This window comes from Paenibacillus sp. 2RAB27 (assembly GCF_052115445.1).
In the GTDB taxonomy this organism is placed as follows: domain Bacteria; phylum Bacillota; class Bacilli; order Paenibacillales; family NBRC-103111; genus Paenibacillus_E.
Genome location: NZ_JBFRGR010000049.1, coordinates 13,874 through 36,524, shown reverse-complemented (window position 1 = coordinate 36,524; position 22,651 = coordinate 13,874). Strand labels below are relative to the sequence as shown.

Sequence of the window (22,651 nt, the reverse complement as noted above, 5' to 3'; positions counted from 1 at the left end):
TACAGCACTTTTGCTCAAGAACGTGACAGGTGGAACGAGCGTCTTCATGAAGGAATTAAGCGTCAACGCTTTAGAAGAAACCCTATCCAATACCTCAAAGATATTGAATCGAGGGCTTGTGCGTTAATTGGTCAGTCGTAGTTTTTTTTGCAGGCTCATGCTCTATATAATTGCATTAACTGGAAAACGTACAGCTATTTACGCGAAGTTTCCTCGGAAATTCGATTTAACTGTAAAAAATGTAGTTAAAACTCCCTATTTTGTTCATATCAGCCAATATGGTTAAAATTAACTACAGGATTTCCATCTATTCTGTTTTTAATCGGATAATCCCTTAATTTAACTGTACAAAATCCATCTAATTGTCTAGAGCACGGAGCACAGGAGATTCACGATAATTCCATTCGGCTAATTCACCAATCTGACTCAGCAATCCATAAAATTAAAGAAAAGGACGCAATGAATGCTCTCGCATCCATTACGTCCTTTTCTCATGTCTATTTACCAATAAATTGTTGGGTAAACATTTTACCGCACGGCCCGCCATTTACAATGCCGATACCTATATGCGTGTAATCTTTGCTAAGTATATTCGCTTTATGTCCTGGAGAGTTCATTAGGGCTTCATGTGCTGCTTGAACGCCTTGGTTACAAGCAATGTTCTCCCCTGCTGCATTGTACGTAATTCCGAATTTCTCCATCATATCGAATGGTGAACCATACGTTGGTGAATCATGGGAGAAATATTTGTTATCCACCATATCTTGGCTTTTTAGACGAGCTGTTTTGGTCAACTCCAGATCAGCAGTAAGCGCAGCGAGACCAATAGCCGCTCGCTCTTTATTCACAAGATCCAGCATTTGCTGCTCTTCTACCGTTAATCCTGACGTTGAGGGAACCTGTGGTGCAGGTGTTGGACTCGGTGTTTCCGGCGTCGGCGTCGGTGTTGGCACTGGCGTTGGCGTTGGCGTTGGTGTCGTCTTCTTGGGAATCTTCAAATTACCATAAGCCCAAAGGATGGATTGTAAGGTTTGATCGTCAACGTTTCCCGTCACGGCCAAACCATATCTACTTTGAAACGCTTTAACCCCAGCTTGTGTTTGATTGCCATAATAGCCTGTAATCGGTCCCGAGTAGTAACCAAGAGATTTCAACATCCCTTGAACCGCGTATACATCAGGGCCTTTTGCACCTTTGCCATACGCAAATACAGTCGTTGTGGAAGCACTGAACAAGACCACACAGATAAGGACTATCCAGATCAACCTCTTTTTGCCATGTAACATGCGTTACGTTCACTTCCCGTCGTCTTCAGTATCTTCGTCACACGATGGACGATAAGGGTAGCATTTCCTTCAAGGTGATCTTTTATCCAAATCATGAAAACTCTATCTACCTTATCCCTCATTTACATATATCAATCAGATGATGGAATTCTACACCTAAAAGATATAGTTAATGAAAGGGAGCGAATCGTGTGACATGGTTTACGAAATGGGCTTTTAGTAACAAAGCAGCCGTCATTTTTTTGGTAATATTAATTTTAGGCACGGGAGTCGGTAGTTATTTTAAATTGCCGATGGAATTTCTCCCAAGTGCTGATTTCCCTCAGATTAGTGTTACGGTCGTCGGTCAAGGCTACGATGCCAAGTCCATGCTAGATAGTGCAACTACGCCTATAGAGAAATCTCTCTCCAGTGTGCCGGGTAAGAAAGAAGTATTCTCCACATCATCCGACGGCTTTATGAAAATTGATATGACATTTGATTCGGATATTAAAATGAAGGATGCCCAAGCAAGCGTGCAAGAAGCGCTCTCCTCGATTGTTCTCCCTGCAGGGATGTMGAAGCCTTTTGTTATTCGATTAAATACCTCGATGATTCCACTTTCCTGGGTATCCCTGAACTTCAAAGATGGCATTACCAAGCAGAATGTCGAGCTAGCGCAAGAGAAAATTTTGCCTGAGTTTCAGAAAATCAGAGGTCTTGCTAGCGTAGCACTTGGCGGCACATCCGTGTCTCAGGTGATTATTCACCCTGATATAGATAAGCTGGCCAATGCGAAATTGCCTGCTCAAGTGCTGATGGGTGTCCTTCAGGGTCAGAACGTGACTGTCAACGTCGGTGAAAGACCCATTGATGGCAAAACAAGTGCCATTAAGGTCGTTGGGAACCTGGACGATCTCGTTACACTTACTAATTTAACCGTAGCACCAGGCGTCAAGTTAAAAGATGTTGCGACTGTTGAAGTAGCTGCAAACAAAGATACACTGACGCGTATTAACGGCAAGGATTCGCTTACCTTGGTAGTCACCAAGGATGCTAGCTCCAATGCGGTTGATATATCTAAGGAAGTAGATAAAATCTCAAAAGAAATCGCGACGAAATACCCTGGTGCGACGGCAGAAGTGATTTACTCCACGGCTGAATCTGTCGTCACTTCCGTGAACAGTATGATGAGAGAAGTGTTGCTTGGCGCCTTATTTGCGACCATCGTAATTCTGATTTTCCTTAGAAATATTCGTTCCACATTCATTACAATTGTTTCTATCCCTCTTTCTCTTGGATTAACATTGTTCTTGCTTTCCCAATCCGGTGTGACACTGAATATATTGACCCTCGGCGGAGTCGCCGTTGCCGTAGGGCGGCTCGTAGATGATAGTATCGTTGTTATCGAAAATATTTTCCGAAGAACCCAGAAGGCGGAGTTCTCCAAGGAATTAATCCTTGATGCGACGCGTGAAGTTGCTAGAGCGATTACCGCTTCTACCTTAACAACCGTTGCCGTGTTCCTGCCGCTTGGACTTTTGAAAGGCTCCTTGCAAGCGTTCCTGCTCCCTTTTGCCTTAACGGTAACGTATTCCTTGCTTTCCTCCTTGCTGGTTGCATTAACCGTCGTTCCTCTAATGAGCGCTTGGTTACTTCGCAGTACGAAATTAAAGGAACATAAAGAGTCGCAAGGTCTGCGAAGCATCTTAACCTGGAGCTTGAAACATAAGTTCATCTCCATTCTTGTTTCGCTTATTCTGTTTGGCGGTTCGATTGCCCTTTACTTCATCATGCCAAAAGGTGCAGTAGCAGGTTCCACAGCAAGCCAGTTAAGTGTCACGCTGTCCTACACACCTGAAACTCCGATCTCTACCGTGCGAGAAAAAGCCATGGAATTAGAAAAATTCATGCTCGAACAAAGTGAGCTTGATCATCTTATTCTGCAACAAGGAAATACCGAAGATAATGCCAAATGGGGCAGCGTCGCGCCTCCAACAATTGCAACCTTCCAAGTATTCATGAAGAAAGATGTGGATACACAGCATTTTATCGATCAAGTTCTCTATCAAAAATCCAAATATCCGGACGCTGATTTGCAAGCTGGCGGCGGTGGCTTCGATGGCAGCAGCGGTTCCGCCATTACCGTTGATTTAACGGGAGATTCCGCTAAGAGTCTAGATCAAGCAGCTGCGGATGTCATTTCCGCAATTAATGGTATTGAAGGCGTTGAGAAAGTGACAAGTAATCAAAATGTAACCAAACCTGGCTACTCGATTACAGTTGATCCMGCTCTGGCTAAACCTGAGGAAATTGCAGGTACCATCCGCTCACTGATGAACCCAACACCCATTGGTTCCATGAAGCTGGAGAATAAAGAAATTCCAGTAGTGTTAGATGCTTTGATTCATCCATCGACGGTTTCCGACCTATCGAATATTCAAATCATGACTGCAGCGGGTCCAGCTGCCTTGACCTCGGTTGCGAAGATCGAAAAAACAAATGAGTCCAACACGATCCTCCATAAGAATAGTCAACAGTTCTTGCGTGTGACGGCACTCGTAGACTCAACAAAACTATCCAAAATCAACACAGAGATCACGAAAAACACCAAAGACCTCAAGCTTCCAGCCCATATTGCTTTGAGCGTTGGCGGAGCATCGGCAGAGCAATCCAGTGATTTTGCCGACTTGTTCATGACCATGGGGATCTCCATTGGAATCGTACTGCTGATCATGGTCATCACGTTTAAATCGTTCCGCGCACCAATCGCGAGCATGGTATCCCTTCCTTTCGCGGCTGTTGGTGCGATTGTCGGGATGATGATCACGAAAACATCCTTCGACGTTACGTCGATTTTCGGATTCTTGATGCTGATCGGAATCGTCGTCACGAATGCCATCGTCTTGATTGACCGTGTGAAGCAAAATGAAGCGCACATGACGATTCGTGAATCCTTGCTTGAAGCCGCGGCTACACGGATGCGTCCGATCTTGATGACAGCCGTAGCTACCATCTGTGCGATGGTGCCGCTTGTCCTTGCCAAAGCCGAAGAAGGCAGCATCGTTTCCCGAGGCTTAGCGGTTGTCGTTATCGGCGGTCTGACTTCAGCAACGCTCTTCACGTTGATAATGGTGCCAACGGTATATGAGCTTCTCCATGCTAGAAAAGCAAAACGTCAAAGAAGATCATTTGAAACGGGTCGATCGTCGCGCTAATGACAACCAAAAAAGGCGAGCAAGCTGATAGTCAGCTTACTCGCCTTGCCTAATTTTAATTAATACACGTCACGTTGGTAACGTCCTTGTTCTTGCAAGCCATTCAAATAGGCTTCAGCTTCTTCGCGGCTCAACTTGCCTTCTTTTTCAATAATGTCAATCAGGGTGTTGTGAACATCCTTCGCCATGTTTTGTTTATCGCCACACACGTAGAAGTAAGCTCCGCGCTCTAACCATGCGAATAGCTCATGGCTATTCTCCTGCATTTTATTCTGTACATACACTTTCTGCGCCGTATCACGTGAGAAAGCTACATCTATTTTGGTCAGTGCACCCGCCAGTTGATATTGCTCCAACTCTTCCTGATACAGATAATCTGTCGCTGAATGCTGGTCACCAAAGAACAACCAGGCTTTGCCTCCCGCTTTGCTCACCGCACGTTCTTGAATAAAGGAACGGAATGGCGCAATTCCCGTACCAGGACCTACCATGATGATATCCTGCTCCGAGGACTCCGGAAGGTTAAAGTGTTTATTTATTTGAACAAAGACCGGAACGGTATCCCCTTCGTTCAGGCGCTCTGCGCACATCACGGAACATACGCCTTTGCGCTCGCGGCCGTGCGTCACGTAGCGAACAGCACCGATCGTGAGGTGAACTTCCCCTGGATTAGCTGCAAAGCTGCTTGCAATGGAATATAAGCGTGGCGGCATTTTTCTTAATAAAGCGACAATTTCGTGCGCGGAAGCTTTCCAAGGTCCAAATTCCCTTAGTAAGTCCAGCAAATCGCGGCCGTCTGTATAAGCCTTCAGCTGCTCCGTATCTGCCACAAGCTGCTTCAACGCTTCATTATCGGAAAATTCAACAGCTTGCTGAACGATTTTCTTGGACAACAGCGTAAGCTCGAAATGCTTCAAAAGCGCTTCTTTCAAAGGGAGCGTTTCGTTCTGTTTATTAATAACAACCGCCGTGTCCGCATCCCAATTCATAACCTCAAGGATAGCAGCGACCAACTCAGGATCATTGTCAGGAACTACGCCTAAGCAATCGCCGGGCACATACGACAGGCCAGAGCCTTCGAGTGAAAGTTCAATATGACGTGTTTCTTTGCTGGAACTTTCTCCGTTTAAATTAATATTTTTCAATACTTTCGCTTGAAACGGATTGGTTCTGGAAAACAAGGATGGTACTTTTTCGACATCAGTAACTTGCATTTCTCTTCACCCCAGAAGAATTTTTATTATTTAGAATAGCACATGCCGCTCAACTTAGAAACGATTATTAATTAATCCTATTATGAATTTTTAACTTTTTCAAAAAAATTAAACAATTTGTCTAAATTAAAGACCATTTTATGTAAATAATACGACGCAACCTTAACAAATGTGAGAGTTTTTCAGTGCATTCCTCTTCATCATCCCATTGACAAAGCACACAGCCATATCATACACTGAAATTAGTACCAACTACTAATATCTAGTACTAAGTTTTTATAAACTTAATCCCAAAGGAGTGTTCCGCATGTCTTCTTCCAGCCCCTTGCAAGCCCGAATTTCAGCCATAGGCACCTATGTGCCTGAGCATATTTTGACTAATGATGAGCTTTCCCGCATGGTCGATACGAACGATGAATGGATCGTTCAACGCACAGGGATCCGAGCGCGCCGAATAGCTGGAGCGCATGAGTTCTCCAGCCATTTATGTATCGCAGCCGTGCAAAACTTGCTCGATCGATACCCAAATTCCCTTGATGATGTAGACCTCGTCATCGTGTCCACACATACACCAGATTTATCGTCAACGCCTGTTGCATGTCAGGTACAGGCCCATTTCGGCATCCCAGCTGCGGGAGCCTATGATCTCAATGCGACGTGCGCTGGATTCGCTTATGCACTTCACACCGCCAGTGCGCTTGTGGCTGCCGGCGTACATCACAAAATACTCGTGATTGGTGGCGACGCCTTATCCAAAATCACAGATTACACAGACCGATCCACCTGCATCCTATTTGGCGATGGCGCTGGCGCCGTAGTCGTTGAGCGGGAAGATACTAACCCTGCATTCCTCGCTTATCATATGGGATCTGATGGCACTGGTGCTAAGCATGTGTACCGGACGGGACTGGCTACAGAGCTGAATGGCGATCCACTGTTAGGGGAAGGGAAACTTGTCCAGAACGGGCGCGAAGTGTACCGATTCGCTGTTTCCACCGTTCCGCAGGGCATCGAGATGCTGTTGCAGAAAAGCGGCTTGCCGCTCGCGGCGATCGATTGGTTTATCCCTCATAGCGCAAACCTGCGCATGATAGACTCCATCTGTGAGAAGAGCGGGATCCCGATCGACAAAGCGCTGTACAGCCTTGAATACTTCGGCAATACTTCCGCCGCTTCGATCCCTCTTGCACTGGATTTGGGGATAAAAGAAGGAAAAGTTAAGGCTGGTGACAACTTGTTACTCTATGGATTTGGCGGGGGTTTGACGCACGCAGGTTTGATCGTACGTTGGGGTTAAGTAGGTTTGCATTCGCTTGTATTCGTACTTGTGTGACTACACATGTTTATTCAACCAAGGCTTAGCTGGCTTGCCATTGACACGCTTTCGGGCAGGCTGCTTCATTAATTTCAACATCAACGCATGCTGATAATCACTTATCGACTTCAGATTATCCGCGACAAGACCAGCGAGCTGTTCAGAACCCTCTACGTGATCCGCTACAGATTCAATGATTCTGCATAACGCTCGCTGGCTTCTGGCCAGCGAGATCAACATATGCAGCTCCACACGTTCCCGATTCCATTCTTTCACAGCTTCCCATCCTCGCCAAACGGAAGTAGGCTGCCGAATTCCATAGCGTCGTCGGACCCTAAGCCTAATGCGGAACCTGAAGGATGTTTCCCAAGCAGCGCCTTCATCTGGCGATTTAGCGCATTCTCCATCTTCGTTAAACCATCTATCAGTTCAATGACACTCTCATGTATTTGGCCAGTAACTTTCATTTTATGGTCATGGCCCTCCAGATTTGTCGTATTGATATGCTGACAAATCCAGTTTTGCGACTTCGACGCTTCAACAACTCTTGCTTCCAGCATCAAACTTATTTCATATTGCAGCTTGGCTGTCGCATCTAACATTTGCATATAAAGATCCGTTCTATCCAAGGTCATTCCCTTCCCTCTATTCCTCATCAGTTACATGGATTTCCTTCATAACTAATTCCGTTTGCATCGCCATAGCTTCTTCCAATTCAGCGAGGCTGTTTAAATAAGTAGTTACATTTTTGGTTAGTTGTAAAGCCCGCTTCTGCAGCATATCCAATCCAGCAAACTCAGGATGAGAATCCGGCAGATCTCCTGCAATTGCCGCCATTTGCGTAGACACATGCCGATGTGTTTCCAATATTCGTCCCAATTGGCTATGTGAGGCTGCAATTTGAGAAATAATTTGCGTCACCCGCTCCTCCACACTTACTCCTCCTACAACCTTTTTCACTCTACGTTATGCTGCTAATAGCGAAACGGTGCCTAAATAAACTGAAAGGGATCAACGCCCCATTTATGAATAAATTTCTTACGATTGCGTCGCAGCAGCAAGAGCTTAGATCGGCGGCTATTTTTTCGAAAACTAACACTTCCACGATGATAAACGAAGCAATCGCCTGCTATGAGCAACTTGTAGCCCGCTAATCGCGCACGATAGGAGAAGTCATCATCTTCGTAATAGCCAGGTGCAAATCGTTCATCCAACACACCTACCCGCTCAAACAACTCCCTCTTAAATAGTAAACAGAAACCAACCAAGCGACTCGTTTCCCGCCATTTTCTAGGATTTACATGATGATAGATACGAGCCATGTTCGAAATACCAGTGAATGGCATACGGATTTTTTGCTTGCCATTCACATAGTTAGAAACGGGACCTACCATCCCAACCTCTTCTCGACTGTATAAGCAGTTCAGTAGCATGGGCAGCCAATTAGGCGTAACGATTGTATCGTTATTCAAGAGCATTAACGAGTCACCTTCCGCTAATCGTAACCCGTAATTGCATGCAGCTGGAAAACCAAGATTGGCTGGCAGCGCCACGAACTTAATATTTTCATTGCGGCAGTAAGTTAATGTAGCATCCCCAGAGCCATTATCCACAACGATAATTTCATAAGGCACAGATGTATGTTGACGGATCGATGTGACACAAGCTTTCAGCAAAGTTAGACCGTTAAACGTAGGAATTATGATGCTCGTTAATTGCAAGTTCATGCCTCCTCACTAATAGTCCGTTTTCAACTCCTAATGCAACATTTTGAATAAACGGAAGCACTTCATCCACATTAACAGCCTTGTCCCCTTCTAGGAAAAGCAAGAAGTCTGACCGCGATATCCTCGCAGCAAGAGTTCTTGCGGCATCTGGTTCGATGCTTTGAGGATCATGTACAATAATGGCACGAGAATGTCTTCTAACTTTATCTAGTGTACGGTCTAACGAACCGTGTACAATCACGATTATCTCCCTAAGCGGTAAACGTTTCAGCGGCTCCAACACATGCTCGATCGTCCCTTCTACATTAGAAGCTAGGATGATCGCACCGACAGGATGGACACTTGTCCTATTTAGCCTAGCCAAAGATCTCTTACGCCTAGGAATGAACCGGCGCTTTGTTTTCTTTAAGAGCATTCGTTTGTTTCCATGCCTTAAGGAAACCTGCCCCCTCATCCGCTTCTTTTTGATAAGTTTAACCAACTGGACTCACCTCATAACTTCACTTTAAGCAATCGTTGGATTCGTAAGCTCCATCGCATATCCTTCAGCGAAGCCAACACCGTAACCCGCATTGTAAGCTTCATTGAAGGCTCGATCATACGCCAATTGGAGTCTCTTAGCTCTTGGACTTTGGATCATACGGCGCGGAACTTTGCGGCGACGAGCTAGCATTCGACTCCCCTTACGTCTAGGAAATCGGATTAGACGACGAACTAATCTACGTCTCCCCTTTCGCCTTGCGAGTGGCCTCAACCGACGAATGGTACGTCCCTTTTTTCTAACAAGGATCCGTTTTTTAAGACCTACCTTTCTTGGCGATCCCACTCGCTTCTTTCGAATCTTTCTACTCACAGTCAGCTTGCGAACCTTTTTTTTCGTGATCAATTTCTACACCTCATTTTTTAAAATGGTTCACTTTCAACCTTTATCTTGGCCCAAAAATGACGGAAAGCATCGTAATAAGCCGATTGGTGTAGGTATGATCTCGCATCGTCCGATAGAGCCCACGCATGGCTATTTGTTTACGTTCCTCTTCGTGAATTAAATAATGATTCATCTTGTGAAGCATTTCTTCTGGAGATGCATACGTCACGATGTCATAGTCTGGCGTATAGAAATTGACTAGATCATCCCGAATGTCCGTTAATTGAAAGGCGCCGCAACCAGAAATTTCAAATGTCCGCGGATTAGGCGAGGCGCCGCTAATTCGACGAGAGTTGTGGTTATACGATTGGTCATCGAAGGCTCTATGCATATTAATGACGATTTTGGACMCATTGTAGAAAGTGGCGGTTTGATCCGGCGGCATCCACGTATTCAATTGAATTTGAGGTGCCAAAAGCCGATAATGTTGAAGCCGTTCCCACCATATTCCTGAGATGATGACGCTTTTCTTCGCTAAATAGGGAGCTATCTGATTAAATACACCAACGCGGTTCCAGTAGGCCGAACCAATAAAACAAATATCGCGGTGCCCTCCCTTTGGCACAGGTCTTGGACGAAACATCTCTGGTTGAAAAGCTAAAGGCAAATAATGGACTTGCCCGCCTCCCATCTCCTGATAGAACTGAACACAATTCACTTCCAAGGTAAATATATAATCATAGTGCGTCGCGTAAGCAGCCGTAATATCCGTGTAATAAGGATCATCGGTTAGCCAGATCGCGGTTCGGATCCCCATTTGACGAACCTTATCCACGGTATTCAGGGAGAGATTCATCCCTTCAAGAACGATCATCACATCCGGTCGGTACCTTGCGGCAAGCGTTTCTGCATTGGCCTTGGGATGTCCCATTCGCGTTGCATCTTTGTCAGAGTTCCCTATTATTAATTCACGAACTAATGGGCGAAGGCTGTTAATTACAGCGATATCCAATGGCTCGTAGGGGTACCCTTTGCCCGATGTAATAAACAACACACGTACGTCCCAAACAGGACTAGGCGCACGGTCACGAGCCGCTTTTTGCATAATCGCTTCACATTGTCCCATCCTGAGTCCATTAGTGTGACCTAATTGATTACCATCAGCAAGTCCGCGCTCCCAAGCATGTGAACTATTTATAAAACTCATCCTCTTCACTCCTTTCTAGGCAAATAGAATGTCCAACAGCTTGACTAATCGAGCTGAAAAAGTATGCTCCATTCGTGTCCTCCGCAGCCCATTGATTGCAATCCGTAATCGTTCCTCTTCATGAATTAGGTAGTGATTCATTTTATGAACGAGCTCCGCTGGATGATGAAAGGTTTCGATTTCATGACCTGGCCGATAGTGCTGTTCCAGATCTTGGCGATAATCCGTTATTTGCAAGGTTCCACATCCTGCGATCTCATAGGTTCTCGGATTAATGGAATGCCCCGGTATATTTCGGCTGTTTTTGTTGTAGGTTTTATCGTACGTGAGTCGGTGAATATTCAAGACGATTTTGGCACCGTTATAATACTTCACTGACTCTTCGACCGGAACGCCCCTAAGATTAATCCCTTGTTGAAGCAAGGCGAAGTGATCTAAACGATCCCATAACCCCCCAGCAATAACCACTTTTCTCCCTATTAAGAAGGGAGTTAACTCATTGAAGAGGGCAATTCGGTTAGGAAAGCCCGTGCCAATAAAGCAGATATCGCTTCGGTACTCAGGGCTAATATGCTGAGGTTTAAACACAGTTGGGTTAGCCGCCAAAGGCAAGTAGTGAACTTGCCCGCAGCCTATCCCCTGATAGAAGGGTACGCAGGACATTTCATGCGTGAATACATAATCATAGTGAGGAGCTAATGTGGCTGTATGATCGGTAAAATAGGGATCGTCCGCAAACCAGATAGCGGTACGTATCCCCATCTGTCTAACTAGATCGATATGATGAGCATGATCAGCCGGGAAAACATGAAGCCCGTTCATAACCAGCACCAGATTCGGTTTATGCTCTTTCGCTAATCGGAGCATATCCGCAGCCGTCGCTGTATATACAACTCGGACTGATTGTTGCAAACCATGAATAATCCCATTGTCTATGGCATCGAAGATGCCCTGAACGATAAATAAAACACTTGCTTCTCGCAGCGGAATAGGTGCTGGAAAGCAGGTGTCGAGGGCATACTGACATCTGCCCATACGAAAGCCACTTTCCCGACCAGCCTGAAATCCCTGACTGCGACTCTCCGCTAAGCGGTTACGATTCACCATGTATCTTTCACCTTCTTAGCTCTAACAGCTGTATCGTAATAATCTACCTGTAGAAAGAAATCCAGCGCCGATCGCCAATCTCGCATAGGCTCAAACCMATTGCTTTGCATAGCTTGGTGTGCAAATGCGGTATACATGGGTCTTGCAGCTGGTGCTGGCGGGAAAGCGTGCGTAGGCACAGGCTGCAGGGAAATATGCGCCATGCCAGCCGCTTGGAGGATATGCAATGCGAATTCATATCTAGAGCATACGCCTTCATTGGAGGCATGATAGAGACCATAACGGTCCGTTTCGATAAGCTCACGAATGAAAATGGCTAGATCCAAGCAATAGGTCGGGGAGCCAAATTGATCATCCACGATGGATAGAGTCGGATTCTCGCGCGCCTTCTCCAATACTTTGGTTACAAAATTTGTTCCTTTTTGACCATATAACCAAGAGGTTCGTACAATAAAATGTTTCATGCAAGTCATGGCAACGAATTTCTCCCCAAGAAGCTTGGATTGTCCGTAGCTATTAAGCGGATTGGGCACATCCGTCTCTTTATAGGGACTTCGCTTCGTGCCATCGAACACATAATCCGTACTGACATAGACAAGCTTGGCCCCAACGATCGCACAGGCCTGTGCAAGATGTAGAGCACCCAAAGCGTTCACTTGATAGGCAGACTCCTTCTCAGATTCAGCTCTATCTACATGGGTATAGGCAGCAGCATGAACAACAACATCCGGTCGTACGTTCAGCAGCTTCTCCATGACTTCTTGTTCCTGTCTAACATCCAATTCCGCTTTCTCCCAAGAGATAACTTCATGCATGGGGCTCAGCACTCGCTTAAGGTCATATCCTAACTGTCCGCCTGCACCTGTAATAACGATTTTCAAGTGTGATCAGCTTCTTTATCTACACGGTACGAACCGTCTGCAATACGGGCGCACCACTCGGTTTCTCTTACATACCACTCCAGCGTATTTTGCAGACCCTTCTCAAACGAGTAAGCCGGCGTCCACCCTAACTCGCGACGTATCTTCGAGCTATCAATGGCGTATCGCCGATCATGTCCAAGCCGATCCGCTACATACTGAATGAAAGATTCGGGTTTGCCCAGCTGCCTCAAAATGCTCTGAACAACTTCCAAATTCGTTCGCTCATTCTGACCACCAACATTGTAAACCTCTCCCGGCACACCAGCTTCAATCACGCGTTCAATGGCAGAGCAATGATCGTCTACATACAACCAGTCTCGTACATTCAATCCATCACCATAGAGGGGTAACGTCTCATTGCGCAGCGCACGTGTAATTAAAAGTGGGATTAGCTTCTCTGGAAATTGACGGGGACCATAATTGTTCGAGCAACGTGTAATCACAGCTGGAAATCCATACGTCTCATAGTAAGCTCTTACTAACAAATCAGAGCCTGCTTTACTAGCTGAATAAGGAGAATTCGGCGCAAGGGGTGTTACTTCACTGAAGGCTCCTTCAGCCCCTAGTGATCCATACACTTCGTCTGTGGATATATGAATAAACTTCTTAACCTGACCTCGACGTGCGGCCTCAAGCAAGATTTGGGTGCCAACCACATTCGTTCTTACAAACCGGCCAGGGTCATGAATACTTCGATCTACATGGGATTCAGCGGCAAAGTGAACAACCACATCGATGCCTTGCATCAGTTTCATCATGAGCGCCTCATCACCAATATCACTTTGCACAAATTGATAACTAACTTGACCATCAAACAGCCTAGCATTGTCCCTATTCCCTGCATACGTAAGTAAATCAACATTGATTATTGGATCATCTGGATGATGTTTCTTCCAATAATGTATGAAGTTGCTTCCAATAAAACCCATGCCTCCTGTCACAAGCAATGACTGCATTAGCTGTACCCCTTTCTTACTAACAGCGTGGCTTGAAAGAGCGATTCATGCGTGCCAGCGTCAATCCACCAACCTGTCAAGAACATATGAGCAAGCGATCCAGCAGCCGCATATACATTATTAACATCTGTGATCTCCATCTCGCCTCTTGCTGATGGTGATTGTGATTTAATAATCTCAAATACAGAAGAGTCATATAAATAGATCCCCGTCACAGCAAATGGAGAGGTTGGATGCTCCGGTTTCTCTACAATGCGTTCAATTTGATTGTGCTTCATTGTTGCTACGCCATATCTACGAGGATCTTCCACCTCTTTTAAAATAACCATAGCCCCTTCATCCTGCTGGTAAAAGGTTTCAATCATGGGCTGAAGTGGATCTAGGAATAAATTATCTCCCAATATGACCACGAATTTCTCACCCTCCCCCACGAAATCCTCTGCCAATGCCAAGGCTTGTGCAATTCCTCCTGGTTTCTCTTGAATCTTATAGGTTAGATTCACGCCGAACAGGTCACCATTGCCCAAGTAGTCTACATATAAGCTTGCAGATTGTTTCCCCGTAATAACAACAATATCCTGAATGCCAGACTGACTTAGTTTATCAATGGCATATTGAATCATGGGCAGATTACCAACTGGAAGTAAATGTTTGTTAATAATATGCGTTAAAGGGCGTAAACGACTTCCAGTTCCTCCTGCAAGTACGACACCTTTCACAAGTCATCCCCCTTCACGAACTTTCGCATGATGTCTTATGGTGCTTAGTCACATCCATTTCTACTATCATATGCTTTCGTGATAGACGGAAATTGGACGATTACCCCCAAATTGAAAATTGGTCATCAATCTATCTATGAAATAGCAAAAAAAAACAAAAAAACAGTAGTCTCGCTTAAATTGCGAAACACCGTTTTTTTGTTTTCTGAAGCAGGATTTCACATCGAGGCGATTACTGACTCTTCCCAATGACCATCCAATTCACAATACCCTGTTGATCGGGTGAAAATTTGGCTCTGATAATGGACAATACTGCACTGCCTGTAGACTTTTGACTAACAATGACATAACAAGCTGGATGATTCGTGATCGCTGTTAACACATAATTCGTATTCGCATATTCCTCTTCAAAATGAAGTACCAGCTCAATGGTCTCATCCTGAATCTTCATAACAAATGGCTCAAGACCGAACTGTTGCAACACATTTCTTTGCCCAGAGGAAGTGCGCACAAGACTATCTGCCAATTTCGTCACTGTAATAGAGGCATCAGCAACATGTTGATTCGTGATAACTCCATCCTGCAGCTTACTTCCATCAACACTACCCATTGCTAAGTGAAAATCAGTTACGGCTCCCTGTGCCAGTTTATAGCTGTCTACACTGCCATCAGCCAGTTTAGCAGTATCGATCGCCCCGTCGATAACTTTGCTGCCATCAATACTGTTAACGGATAGCTTCGCTCCTGTAACAGCATCATCAGCCAGATGCTCCGTATTCACCGCACCGAATCCGAGTTTAGTGCTGTCCACACTACTTGGAGCTAGCTTTTCACCTGTGACGGCTTCGTCTTGCAAGTGCTCGCTTCCGATCGTTCCCTCGATTAGCTTGGAACTATCTATGCTGGCATTATGCAGCTTCCCACCGTCAATAGAGCCAGGAGCAAGATGGCTGTTCGTTACAGAACCCAAGGAGAGCTTCAATCCATCAATGATAAAGTCCGATAAATGTTCTCGTTGTATCGCACCGTAAATGATTTTACTGCTATCCACACTTCCCGACGCCAGCTTAGATGCATCCACTACATGATCAGCCAGATGCTCACTAGTTACAGCACCTGAAGCCAGCTTACTACCATCCACGCTTCCCGGTGCCAATTTCACACCATATACGGCATGATCAGCAAGATGATAATTATTCACTGCGCCCGACATCAGTTTACTGCCGTCTACAGAGTTCACCGCTAACTTTTCACAGTCAATAGCCCCTGCCAGGAGATGCTGATTACTTACGGAACCATGCGCCAATTTCGTACCATTCACTACGCCAATTGAAAGATGTTCGTCTGTGATCGTGCCAGGCATGATTTTCGATCCTTCTACACTATGATTCGCCAGCTTCGTACCAACGACCGCTCCTTCTGCCAGATGCTCTGAGCTGATCGCGCGATAAGCAACCTTCGAGCTAATGATGGACCCATCCGCCAAATGCCTGGAAACTACCGCAGCAGGTGCCAGCTTGCTACCATGTACACTTTCATTCGCCAATTTCGAGGCCGTGATCGCACCGTCGATGATATGCTCAGCATTCACCGCTTTGCTCGAAATTTTGGTACTAATGATACTGCCATCAGCCAACTTATCTGAAGTTACCACTTCATCCTCTAGCTTCGCGTTCGTTATGGCTTGATCTTTAATGGTCCACGTAGTTACAGATTCTGCCTGGAGGTGTTGTGTGCCCACTGCTCCATTCGCGAGCTTCTCTTCGGTGACTGCACTGTCGGCTAAGATTTCAGTCGTGATGGCGTTTTCTTGTAGTTTACTGCCCATTAGACTTCGATCAGCGAATACCTCCAACGTAATGGATCCTTGTGCCAAATGTTCAGAAGTAATCGTCCCAGGTTTAATATGAACACTATCGATAATTTCATCTTGCAAATGACGTGATTCTATCGACATCGGAGCGATCTTCGCCGTTGTTACGGCTTCCTCAGCAAGCTTACTTGTCGTAATGCTTTCTTCCTGAATATGTCTAGTTGTGATGGCTTCGTCCGCAATATGGTTGCGATGAATCGCGTGCAAATCGATTTGTTTCTCACCAATCGCACCTTTTGCGATGTGACCAGTAGCAATAATCTCTTCCTGCAGATGAGTAGAATTGATGGTGCGGTAGGCAATTTTGTTGGAGGTGACACTCTCATCTTTCAGTTTAGAATTACCAACACTACCCTCTGCCAATTTATCTGTAATGATGGATCCTGCAGCAATTTTGGAGCTAGATACCACATTCTCCTCTAGATGATCAGTCTGAATCATATGTGAACCGATATGTTTAGCGAGGATGGCACCTTGCGCAATTTTATCCGCAGTAACCGCACCGTCTTGCAATTTGCTGCTAGAAATAACTCCATCGTTCAAGTGGCCAGACTCAATAGCTTGCGGCGTTATATGTTTGCTCGCTATGATCTTCTCGCCCAATTTCGCCACGGTAATCGCGCCATCTTGAATGAGCTTCGCTTCTATGGCACCTTCTCCAATATGCTTAGTCCGAATTGCATGATCAGCTATGTGGTAACTGGTTACCTCACTGCCTTCAATATGAATACCTCTCACCGCGGATTGTGCGATATGCATCGAATCTACGGCATGCGGAGCAAGCTTAGCACCTGTTACAGTTTGATCGGCGAGCTTATCATTTGTAATTAAGTGATTTCTTAAATGTTCGGACTGAACACTCTCGACCTGAATATGGATAGAACCGATACTGCCAATCCCTAATTTATCTTCCGTAACAGCACCATCTCTAATTTTGGCAGAGGTGATGGAAGCGTCCATAAGCTTAGCCGTATCAATAATATAATTGGCCAAATGCTTCGTCTGAACAGCACCACTGAGGATTTTATCAGACGTGATCGCTTGCTGATCAATATAGTCACTTGTAATAATCAGTTCCGATAAGTGTTGAGGCAAAATAGCTCCGTCTGCCAGTTTGGAGGCATCCACTGACCTATCTGCAATTTTGGCGGTTGTAATGCTGCTATCGAACAGCTTTCCGCCAGATAGTGTATTATCTTGAATTTTATCTCCTGCAATACTGTTTGGAGCAACATGTTCATCATGGATCGCCTGGTTGGCAATTTTAGGACGTGTTACGCTTGCCTGAGCTAATTTGGAAGGTTCAATCGCACCATCCTTGATGGATCTGACACCGATGCTGAACGGTTTTATCTTCGTATCATCGATCGATCGGCTTGCAATTTTGTCCCATGTTACCGCTTCATCTACAATGTCGTCCGTATAGACAACCGGGTCAACGAATTTCCCCGTTTTTCGCTCCGTTAATAACAAATCAGGTGTGATTTGCTCTGTAACCTTGGAGACATGCAAGACTTTGTTTGGCTCTGCCTTCTCTGCCTTCTCTGTCTTCTCTGACATCGTTGGATTCGTTTTCRCAATTAGCTTGGGTTGTTCTACCACTTTCTCTTGCTTTATTGGTGCTTCATCAAGCCATTTTAATTCATTCAAGTTAGCGTTCACTTTGTGCACGTTCGCTTTGTGCACGTTCGCTTTCTGGGTAGTGCTGCTCTTACGCTTATTCATATGACTCCTCTCCATTCACCAAGATTTATCTTTGGTAACATATTCATTCTCACCTTAATAAGTACATTAGCCCCAAAAAATGTGCGCTCACCTAGACAAGAGCCGTTTCTTTCAACATCTGGCTGTACAACGCTGACCTCACCTCAGCAGCTCGCTGCCACGTGAACAGATTATCAACCCGTTTAATGCCGTTTTCCCCCAGCTTTCGTTGCAGGCTTTCATCTTTCAGTAACCGTATGATACGATCAGGGAGCTCATTGTCAATGGCACCCAGTTCGATTAAATAACCGGTATTACCATCTTCCACAACCTCTTGAATCCCGCCTACTTTAGTGGTAACAACGGGAACACCAGTAGCCATTGCCTCCACATTGACAAGACCAAAAGCTTCCTTACCAATCGAGGGGACAACAAAAACATCAGCGATTCGAACCCATTTGGGCATTTCTTGATGCTTCACATAAGGAATGAATAGGACATGTTTAGGCATCGTCCTGGCTGCTTTAACTAATTGCCTGACATACTTGGTTTCTTTCTTGGATCCATAATAAGCACTCCCAATGATAACAAGCTTGGCGCTTGGTTCACTCTTAATGACGCTTTCCATCGCCTTCAGCAGATGATGAACACCTTTCTTAGGAATCAATCTACCTACAAATAAAATAATTTTGAGATGCTCACAATTTAGGCTTTTGCGCATTTCTAGACGTGATTTGATGCCTTCATCCGACCATTTGGAAGTGAATTGAGCAATATCAACACCTAAATAGTGTGTAACTATTTTATGGGCAGCACTAGGCACTTTTTTTTGCAGAAACCGCTTTAGAAAGTCGCTATTAACGATAATGACATCAGCCGCACGCAAACACACGGTTAAAGATGAATTAGAAATATAGGGTTTTGTGATAAAGGACGTAGAGTGGAGGACGAGACTCAATATGGAATGAGGGTATCGTTTGCGAAGAAAGGAAAGGAATCGTGGCCGATTATCCACTTGAATAATACCAGGACTTAACGAGGATATCTGTTTAGCTACATGTTTCATATAGGTAGTTTGCGTCTGATAAGGTAGTCGCTGATACGTTACACCCTGCCGAATTTCCTTCCAAGGTTGATAGGATGTTTTCCGTCCAAGTACGACTACAGGCATGCTCTTCACCAAATGCTCCGCTGTCTTCTGAACCACTTGCTCAACCGAGCTACTAGTCCCTGAGGGTATAGGAAAAGAGCCTGGTGTAACGATGACAAGATGGTTCGATTGCGGCTTCCGCTTCGTCTTCAACTTCTAAACCTCCTGGATAAAATGAGGCTGAGCTCCCCCCATTTTGCTACTTCTTCTATACATATGCGGATAAAGTAGCAAAGCATGGGCATCTGTCCTTGTTTTAGAAGAAAGTATCAGCATTTGTACAAACAAGTCTTGTTCTTTTTCCATAAACTAAGAGTGATTCCGCTTTCGGCAAATATTCAAGCCCCAATTAGAGAGGGAGTGAAGTCAATGAGTAATCCCTATGTGGGTATTTTAGTTAACGATTCCTTGTTTGCAGGTATTCCTCTAGGGAACACACAATACGAAGCAATTCGATTTTACGAGGATGCTGGCAAACTCTATGGCCTTACGCCTTGTTATTTCCGAATTCATGATGTTCATATGAAAACAATGAAGGTACATGCCTATGTAAAGGATGGCCAACATTTTATAAGAAAATGGTCAGATCTCCCTAAAGTTATTCATAATCGTGCCATTTATTTGGATTCCTCTTCAGCACGGATTTTGGAAGCATGGACACAGAAAGGTGTTACGCTGTTTAATCGTTGGAACCGTTATAGCAAGATGCGTATACATGAGATTTTAATGAAAAACGAGAGCATTCGGCCCCATCTTCCCTGTACATTTCCAGCCACAATTGAAAATGTTAAAGCCATGATGGATTCGTTTGACTCGTTAATTATCAAACCAACCAATTCTAGCATCGGTCGCGGTGTGATGAAATTAGAGCGTCAAGGGAACTTATGGAAACTCCTCTATCCAGTTAACATGAAACTTACGAACCGGACTTGGCGAACACTCAGGTTCCGTCAACACTTGCCGAAACTTCTCCGTAGACGGATTGTAAGAAGCAGCTATATGGTTCAACAATGCCTGCCTCTTGCCACTGTAGATGGATCTCCTTTTGACCTTCGTATTTCCGTTCAGCGTGGAACTGAGGGATCATGGGGCGTTACTGGCATGATTGCTAAGGTTGCCTCACGTAAGCATTTCCTAACGAATGTCGCACACGGCGGGCGAGTAATATCCTTATCAGATATTTTGAAAAACCACTATCCGCAGCTTGATCCAGGAACCGTATGTCTTCAGATGACGAATTTCGCGCTCTTGGTCGCCCAGCATCTCAGCACAGAATTGCCAAACTTGGCTGATTTAGGACTCGACATTGCTATGACGAATGAGGGTTTCCCTTTATTTATCGAATGCAACGGGAAGGATCAACGTTACAGTTTTCGTGAGGCAAATATGGAAGAATGTTGGAAAGCCACCTATTTCAACCCTATAGCCTATGCCAAATTCATTTTAGAAGGTGGCACGCCACCGTGCTAGAGGTTGGAGCGCGAGCTTCAGCAGAGTAACAGAGGGCAAAGCAGCAGAGCGAAACAAAAAAAACGTCCTTTCGAGTTTACTCGGGGGACGTTTTTTTGAGGTGAGCCGGGCTGTGAGGGCATGAGACAGGCCCCGTGCTTCGACGACTGCGCCTTCCTTCGAGTGAATGGAAATTAACTGGGGAAACTACATCTATTTTCGGCAATAATCCCTCCATCTGAGGAATAACTGGAAAACCTACAGCTAATTCCAGGCATTCCCACCTCATGAGGAGAAAAACGAGATTTTAGCTACATATTTTCCATTAAAATTAAAAAATCGATCGAAATCTTTCAAAATAGCTGTATATTTTCCAGTTATTTCAATTCAATCAGATCATGTGTTTACTCGGATCTCAAAGAGGTGCGCGATTCCGGCTCAATTAGCTTGGATGATGGAGGCAAGGGGTATAAAGTAGCTAGTTTGTTGTAGGCAGAATGAGGTGCGTTGAGAGACTAGGTTGATGTGGGCGAGGGGGATAAAGTAACTAGTTTGTTGTCTGTCCCCCGCCCCCCTCCGTGCGGCGGCCGACTGAGAATATCGCATCTCAGCACCGTCATTACGCTATTCCCCCTACTTCGCACTAAGCGGTGCAAGCACCCGCTGAACCTCCGCATTCAGCTGCTTCGGATCCGGTGCGCTTACCGGTTGATCCTGAAGCTTATACTTCATTTTCAGCTTATAGACCTGTTGCACACTTTGGTCAATCGTATCCAAGGGAATCCGCCCCGCCTGAACAGCGGTACGCAATGCTTGAATAACGGCTATCGCTTTCTGCGGATCGTGACCGACCATCACGACATTGGAACCCGCGAGCACAGACTTCACGGCGGCTTCGCCCATTTCATAATTTTCCGCAATGGCGCCCATCGTCATATCATCGGTCATGATGAGCCCCTTGAAGCCAAGCTCCTTGCGTAGAAGATCCGTCATGATCGTCTTCGACATCGAAGCCGGATATTTCGTATCTATTTTTGGCAGCAAAATATGAGCGACCATAATCGCATCCGCCTGATGCTTAATGGCATCTGCAAAGGGAATCAGCTCAAGCTTCCGCAAGCGCGCGAGGTCATTTTGAACAACGGGTAAGCCAATATGTGAATCAACAGAGGTATCGCCATGTCCTGGGAAATGCTTCACAACCGGAACAACCTTCATCTCTTGAATGCCATTCATCATCGGAATCCCATAGCTGCTTACTAGCGTTGCATTCGCCCCAAAAGAGCGATCGCCAATAACCGGGTTCTTGGGGTTGCTGTTGATATCCAAATCAGGCGCAAAATCCATATTAAGCCCATAGGCATTCAACTCTTTCCCCAGCAACTGACCGATATTATGGGCCAACTGGGTTTTACCTGATTTCCCAATCGTCTGACTTGTCGGTGTTTTCGAAATTTCATCAGGCAAACGCGTTACCCTGCCGCCCTCTTCATCGACACCAAGCCAGAGTGGAAGCTTGTTCACCGTATTCGTCTTTTTCAAATCATTGACTAGGCTCACTAATTGATTCGTATCTTTCACATTCGGCTTATACAGAATAATGCCACCTACATGATAGGTTGCAATCAATTTACGTGCTTCATCATTCATGCTGTAATCATCAATTCCCGCGATTATCATCTGACCTAGCTTCTCATCCAGTGTCATCTTAGGAAAATCTACCGATGCTACTGGAGTTGGCGAAGGTTTAGGAGCAGTCGACGGGATAGGTGTAGAGGTTGGTACCACTGTTGGTGAAACCGTTGCGGGCGGTACACTCGGGATCGGAGTTCCACTTGGCCCAGCTTCATGACGTGTCGCGCAACCAGTAATAAGAAGGATTAACCCTCCAACTGTTCCAATTCCACGCATAATTTGGGAGTAATTTCGTTTCATCTTACCACCTGCCTTTACTTTCAC

At 45.3% G+C, this 22,651-nt stretch carries 19 protein-coding genes; 3 read left to right on the top strand and 16 right to left on the bottom strand.

Going from position 1 to position 22,651, the window contains the following annotated elements:
* Nucleotides 1–497: 497 nt before the first annotated feature.
* Complete coding sequence (locus tag AB4114_RS32890; RefSeq protein ID WP_441992192.1) at nucleotides 498–1,286, bottom strand: peptidoglycan-binding protein; 789 nt, start codon at nucleotides 1,284–1,286, stop codon at nucleotides 498–500.
* A 191-nt stretch (nucleotides 1,287–1,477) separates the two neighbouring features.
* Here AB4114_RS32890 and AB4114_RS32885 point away from each other — a divergent pair, with 191 nt between their 5' ends.
* The gene (locus tag AB4114_RS32885) at nucleotides 1,478–4,483 is read left to right on the top strand and encodes an efflux RND transporter permease subunit (RefSeq protein WP_441992191.1); all 3,006 of its coding nucleotides are present in this window, start codon (nucleotides 1,478–1,480) and stop codon (nucleotides 4,481–4,483) included.
* A 59-nt stretch (nucleotides 4,484–4,542) separates the two neighbouring features.
* Here the strand turns inward: AB4114_RS32885 and AB4114_RS32880 are convergent, their stop codons facing one another.
* Nucleotides 4,543–5,697 carry a sulfite reductase subunit alpha gene (locus AB4114_RS32880; protein ID WP_441992190.1) on the bottom strand — a complete coding sequence of 385 codons (1,155 nt, stop codon included), beginning with the start codon at nucleotides 5,695–5,697 and terminating at the stop codon, nucleotides 4,543–4,545.
* Between the two features lie 307 nt (nucleotides 5,698–6,004).
* Between AB4114_RS32880 and AB4114_RS32875 the strand changes: the two genes are divergently transcribed.
* Nucleotides 6,005–6,994, top strand: coding sequence for a ketoacyl-ACP synthase III (locus AB4114_RS32875; protein WP_441992189.1), 990 nt, complete (start codon nucleotides 6,005–6,007; stop codon nucleotides 6,992–6,994).
* A 36-nt stretch (nucleotides 6,995–7,030) separates the two neighbouring features.
* Here the strand turns inward: AB4114_RS32875 and AB4114_RS32870 are convergent, their stop codons facing one another.
* The 13 genes from AB4114_RS32870 to AB4114_RS32810 all read right to left on the bottom strand — a co-directional run bounded on the left by AB4114_RS32870 (nucleotide 7,031) and on the right by AB4114_RS32810 (nucleotide 19,396).
* Complete coding sequence (locus tag AB4114_RS32870; protein ID WP_441992188.1) at nucleotides 7,031–7,288, bottom strand: hypothetical protein; 258 nt, start codon at nucleotides 7,286–7,288, stop codon at nucleotides 7,031–7,033.
* Nucleotides 7,285–7,647: a hypothetical protein gene (locus AB4114_RS32865; RefSeq protein ID WP_441992187.1), complete on the bottom strand. Its 363-nt coding sequence runs from the start codon at nucleotides 7,645–7,647 to the stop codon at nucleotides 7,285–7,287. The genes AB4114_RS32870 and AB4114_RS32865 overlap by 4 nt, the downstream gene beginning before the upstream one ends.
* A gap of 10 nt (nucleotides 7,648–7,657) precedes the next feature.
* Complete coding sequence (locus AB4114_RS32860; RefSeq protein ID WP_441992186.1) at nucleotides 7,658–7,945, bottom strand: nucleoside-diphosphate sugar epimerase; 288 nt, start codon at nucleotides 7,943–7,945, stop codon at nucleotides 7,658–7,660.
* Between the two features lie 59 nt (nucleotides 7,946–8,004).
* On the bottom strand, nucleotides 8,005–8,739 hold the full coding sequence (locus AB4114_RS32855; RefSeq protein ID WP_441992185.1) for a glycosyltransferase family 2 protein: 735 nt from the start codon (nucleotides 8,737–8,739) through the stop codon (nucleotides 8,005–8,007).
* Nucleotides 8,699–9,103 (bottom strand): glycosyltransferase family A protein, encoded by a 405-nt coding sequence (locus AB4114_RS32850; RefSeq protein WP_441992184.1) that lies wholly within the window; start codon nucleotides 9,101–9,103, stop codon nucleotides 8,699–8,701. Before AB4114_RS32850 ends, AB4114_RS32855 begins: the two co-directional genes overlap by 41 nt.
* 141 nt (nucleotides 9,104–9,244) lie before the next feature.
* Nucleotides 9,245–9,412, bottom strand: a complete 168-nt coding sequence (locus tag AB4114_RS32845; RefSeq protein ID WP_171629008.1) for a hypothetical protein — start codon at nucleotides 9,410–9,412, stop codon at nucleotides 9,245–9,247.
* Nucleotides 9,413–9,665: 253 nt separating this feature from the next.
* On the bottom strand, nucleotides 9,666–10,811 hold the full coding sequence (locus AB4114_RS32840; RefSeq protein ID WP_441992183.1) for a CgeB family protein: 1,146 nt from the start codon (nucleotides 10,809–10,811) through the stop codon (nucleotides 9,666–9,668).
* A 15-nt stretch (nucleotides 10,812–10,826) separates the two neighbouring features.
* Nucleotides 10,827–11,918 (bottom strand): CgeB family protein, encoded by a 1,092-nt coding sequence (locus tag AB4114_RS32835; RefSeq protein WP_441992182.1) that lies wholly within the window; start codon nucleotides 11,916–11,918, stop codon nucleotides 10,827–10,829.
* On the bottom strand, nucleotides 11,912–12,799 hold the full coding sequence (rfbD, locus tag AB4114_RS32830) for a dTDP-4-dehydrorhamnose reductase (protein WP_441992181.1): 888 nt from the start codon (nucleotides 12,797–12,799) through the stop codon (nucleotides 11,912–11,914). The genes AB4114_RS32835 and rfbD overlap by 7 nt, the downstream gene beginning before the upstream one ends.
* The gene (gene rfbB / locus AB4114_RS32825; protein ID WP_441992180.1) at nucleotides 12,796–13,797 is read right to left on the bottom strand and encodes a dTDP-glucose 4,6-dehydratase; all 1,002 of its coding nucleotides are present in this window, start codon (nucleotides 13,795–13,797) and stop codon (nucleotides 12,796–12,798) included. The genes rfbD and rfbB overlap by 4 nt, the downstream gene beginning before the upstream one ends.
* Entirely contained in the window at nucleotides 13,797–14,516 is a 720-nt protein-coding gene (locus AB4114_RS32820) for a sugar phosphate nucleotidyltransferase (protein WP_441992179.1), read from the bottom strand. Before AB4114_RS32820 ends, rfbB begins: the two co-directional genes overlap by 1 nt.
* A gap of 232 nt (nucleotides 14,517–14,748) precedes the next feature.
* Nucleotides 14,749–18,114: a WIAG-tail domain gene (locus AB4114_RS32815; RefSeq protein ID WP_441992178.1), complete on the bottom strand. Its 3,366-nt coding sequence runs from the start codon at nucleotides 18,112–18,114 to the stop codon at nucleotides 14,749–14,751.
* Nucleotides 18,115–18,205: 91 nt separating this feature from the next.
* On the bottom strand, nucleotides 18,206–19,396 hold the full coding sequence (locus tag AB4114_RS32810; RefSeq protein ID WP_441992177.1) for a glycosyltransferase family 4 protein: 1,191 nt from the start codon (nucleotides 19,394–19,396) through the stop codon (nucleotides 18,206–18,208).
* Between the two features lie 216 nt (nucleotides 19,397–19,612).
* Here AB4114_RS32810 and AB4114_RS32805 point away from each other — a divergent pair, with 216 nt between their 5' ends.
* Entirely contained in the window at nucleotides 19,613–20,713 is a 1,101-nt protein-coding gene (locus AB4114_RS32805; protein ID WP_441992176.1) for a YheC/YheD family endospore coat-associated protein, read from the top strand.
* A gap of 612 nt (nucleotides 20,714–21,325) precedes the next feature.
* Here the strand turns inward: AB4114_RS32805 and nagZ are convergent.
* Complete coding sequence (gene nagZ / locus AB4114_RS32800) at nucleotides 21,326–22,627, bottom strand: beta-N-acetylhexosaminidase (RefSeq protein WP_441992175.1); 1,302 nt, start codon at nucleotides 22,625–22,627, stop codon at nucleotides 21,326–21,328.
* Nucleotides 22,628–22,651 lie beyond the last annotated feature (24 nt).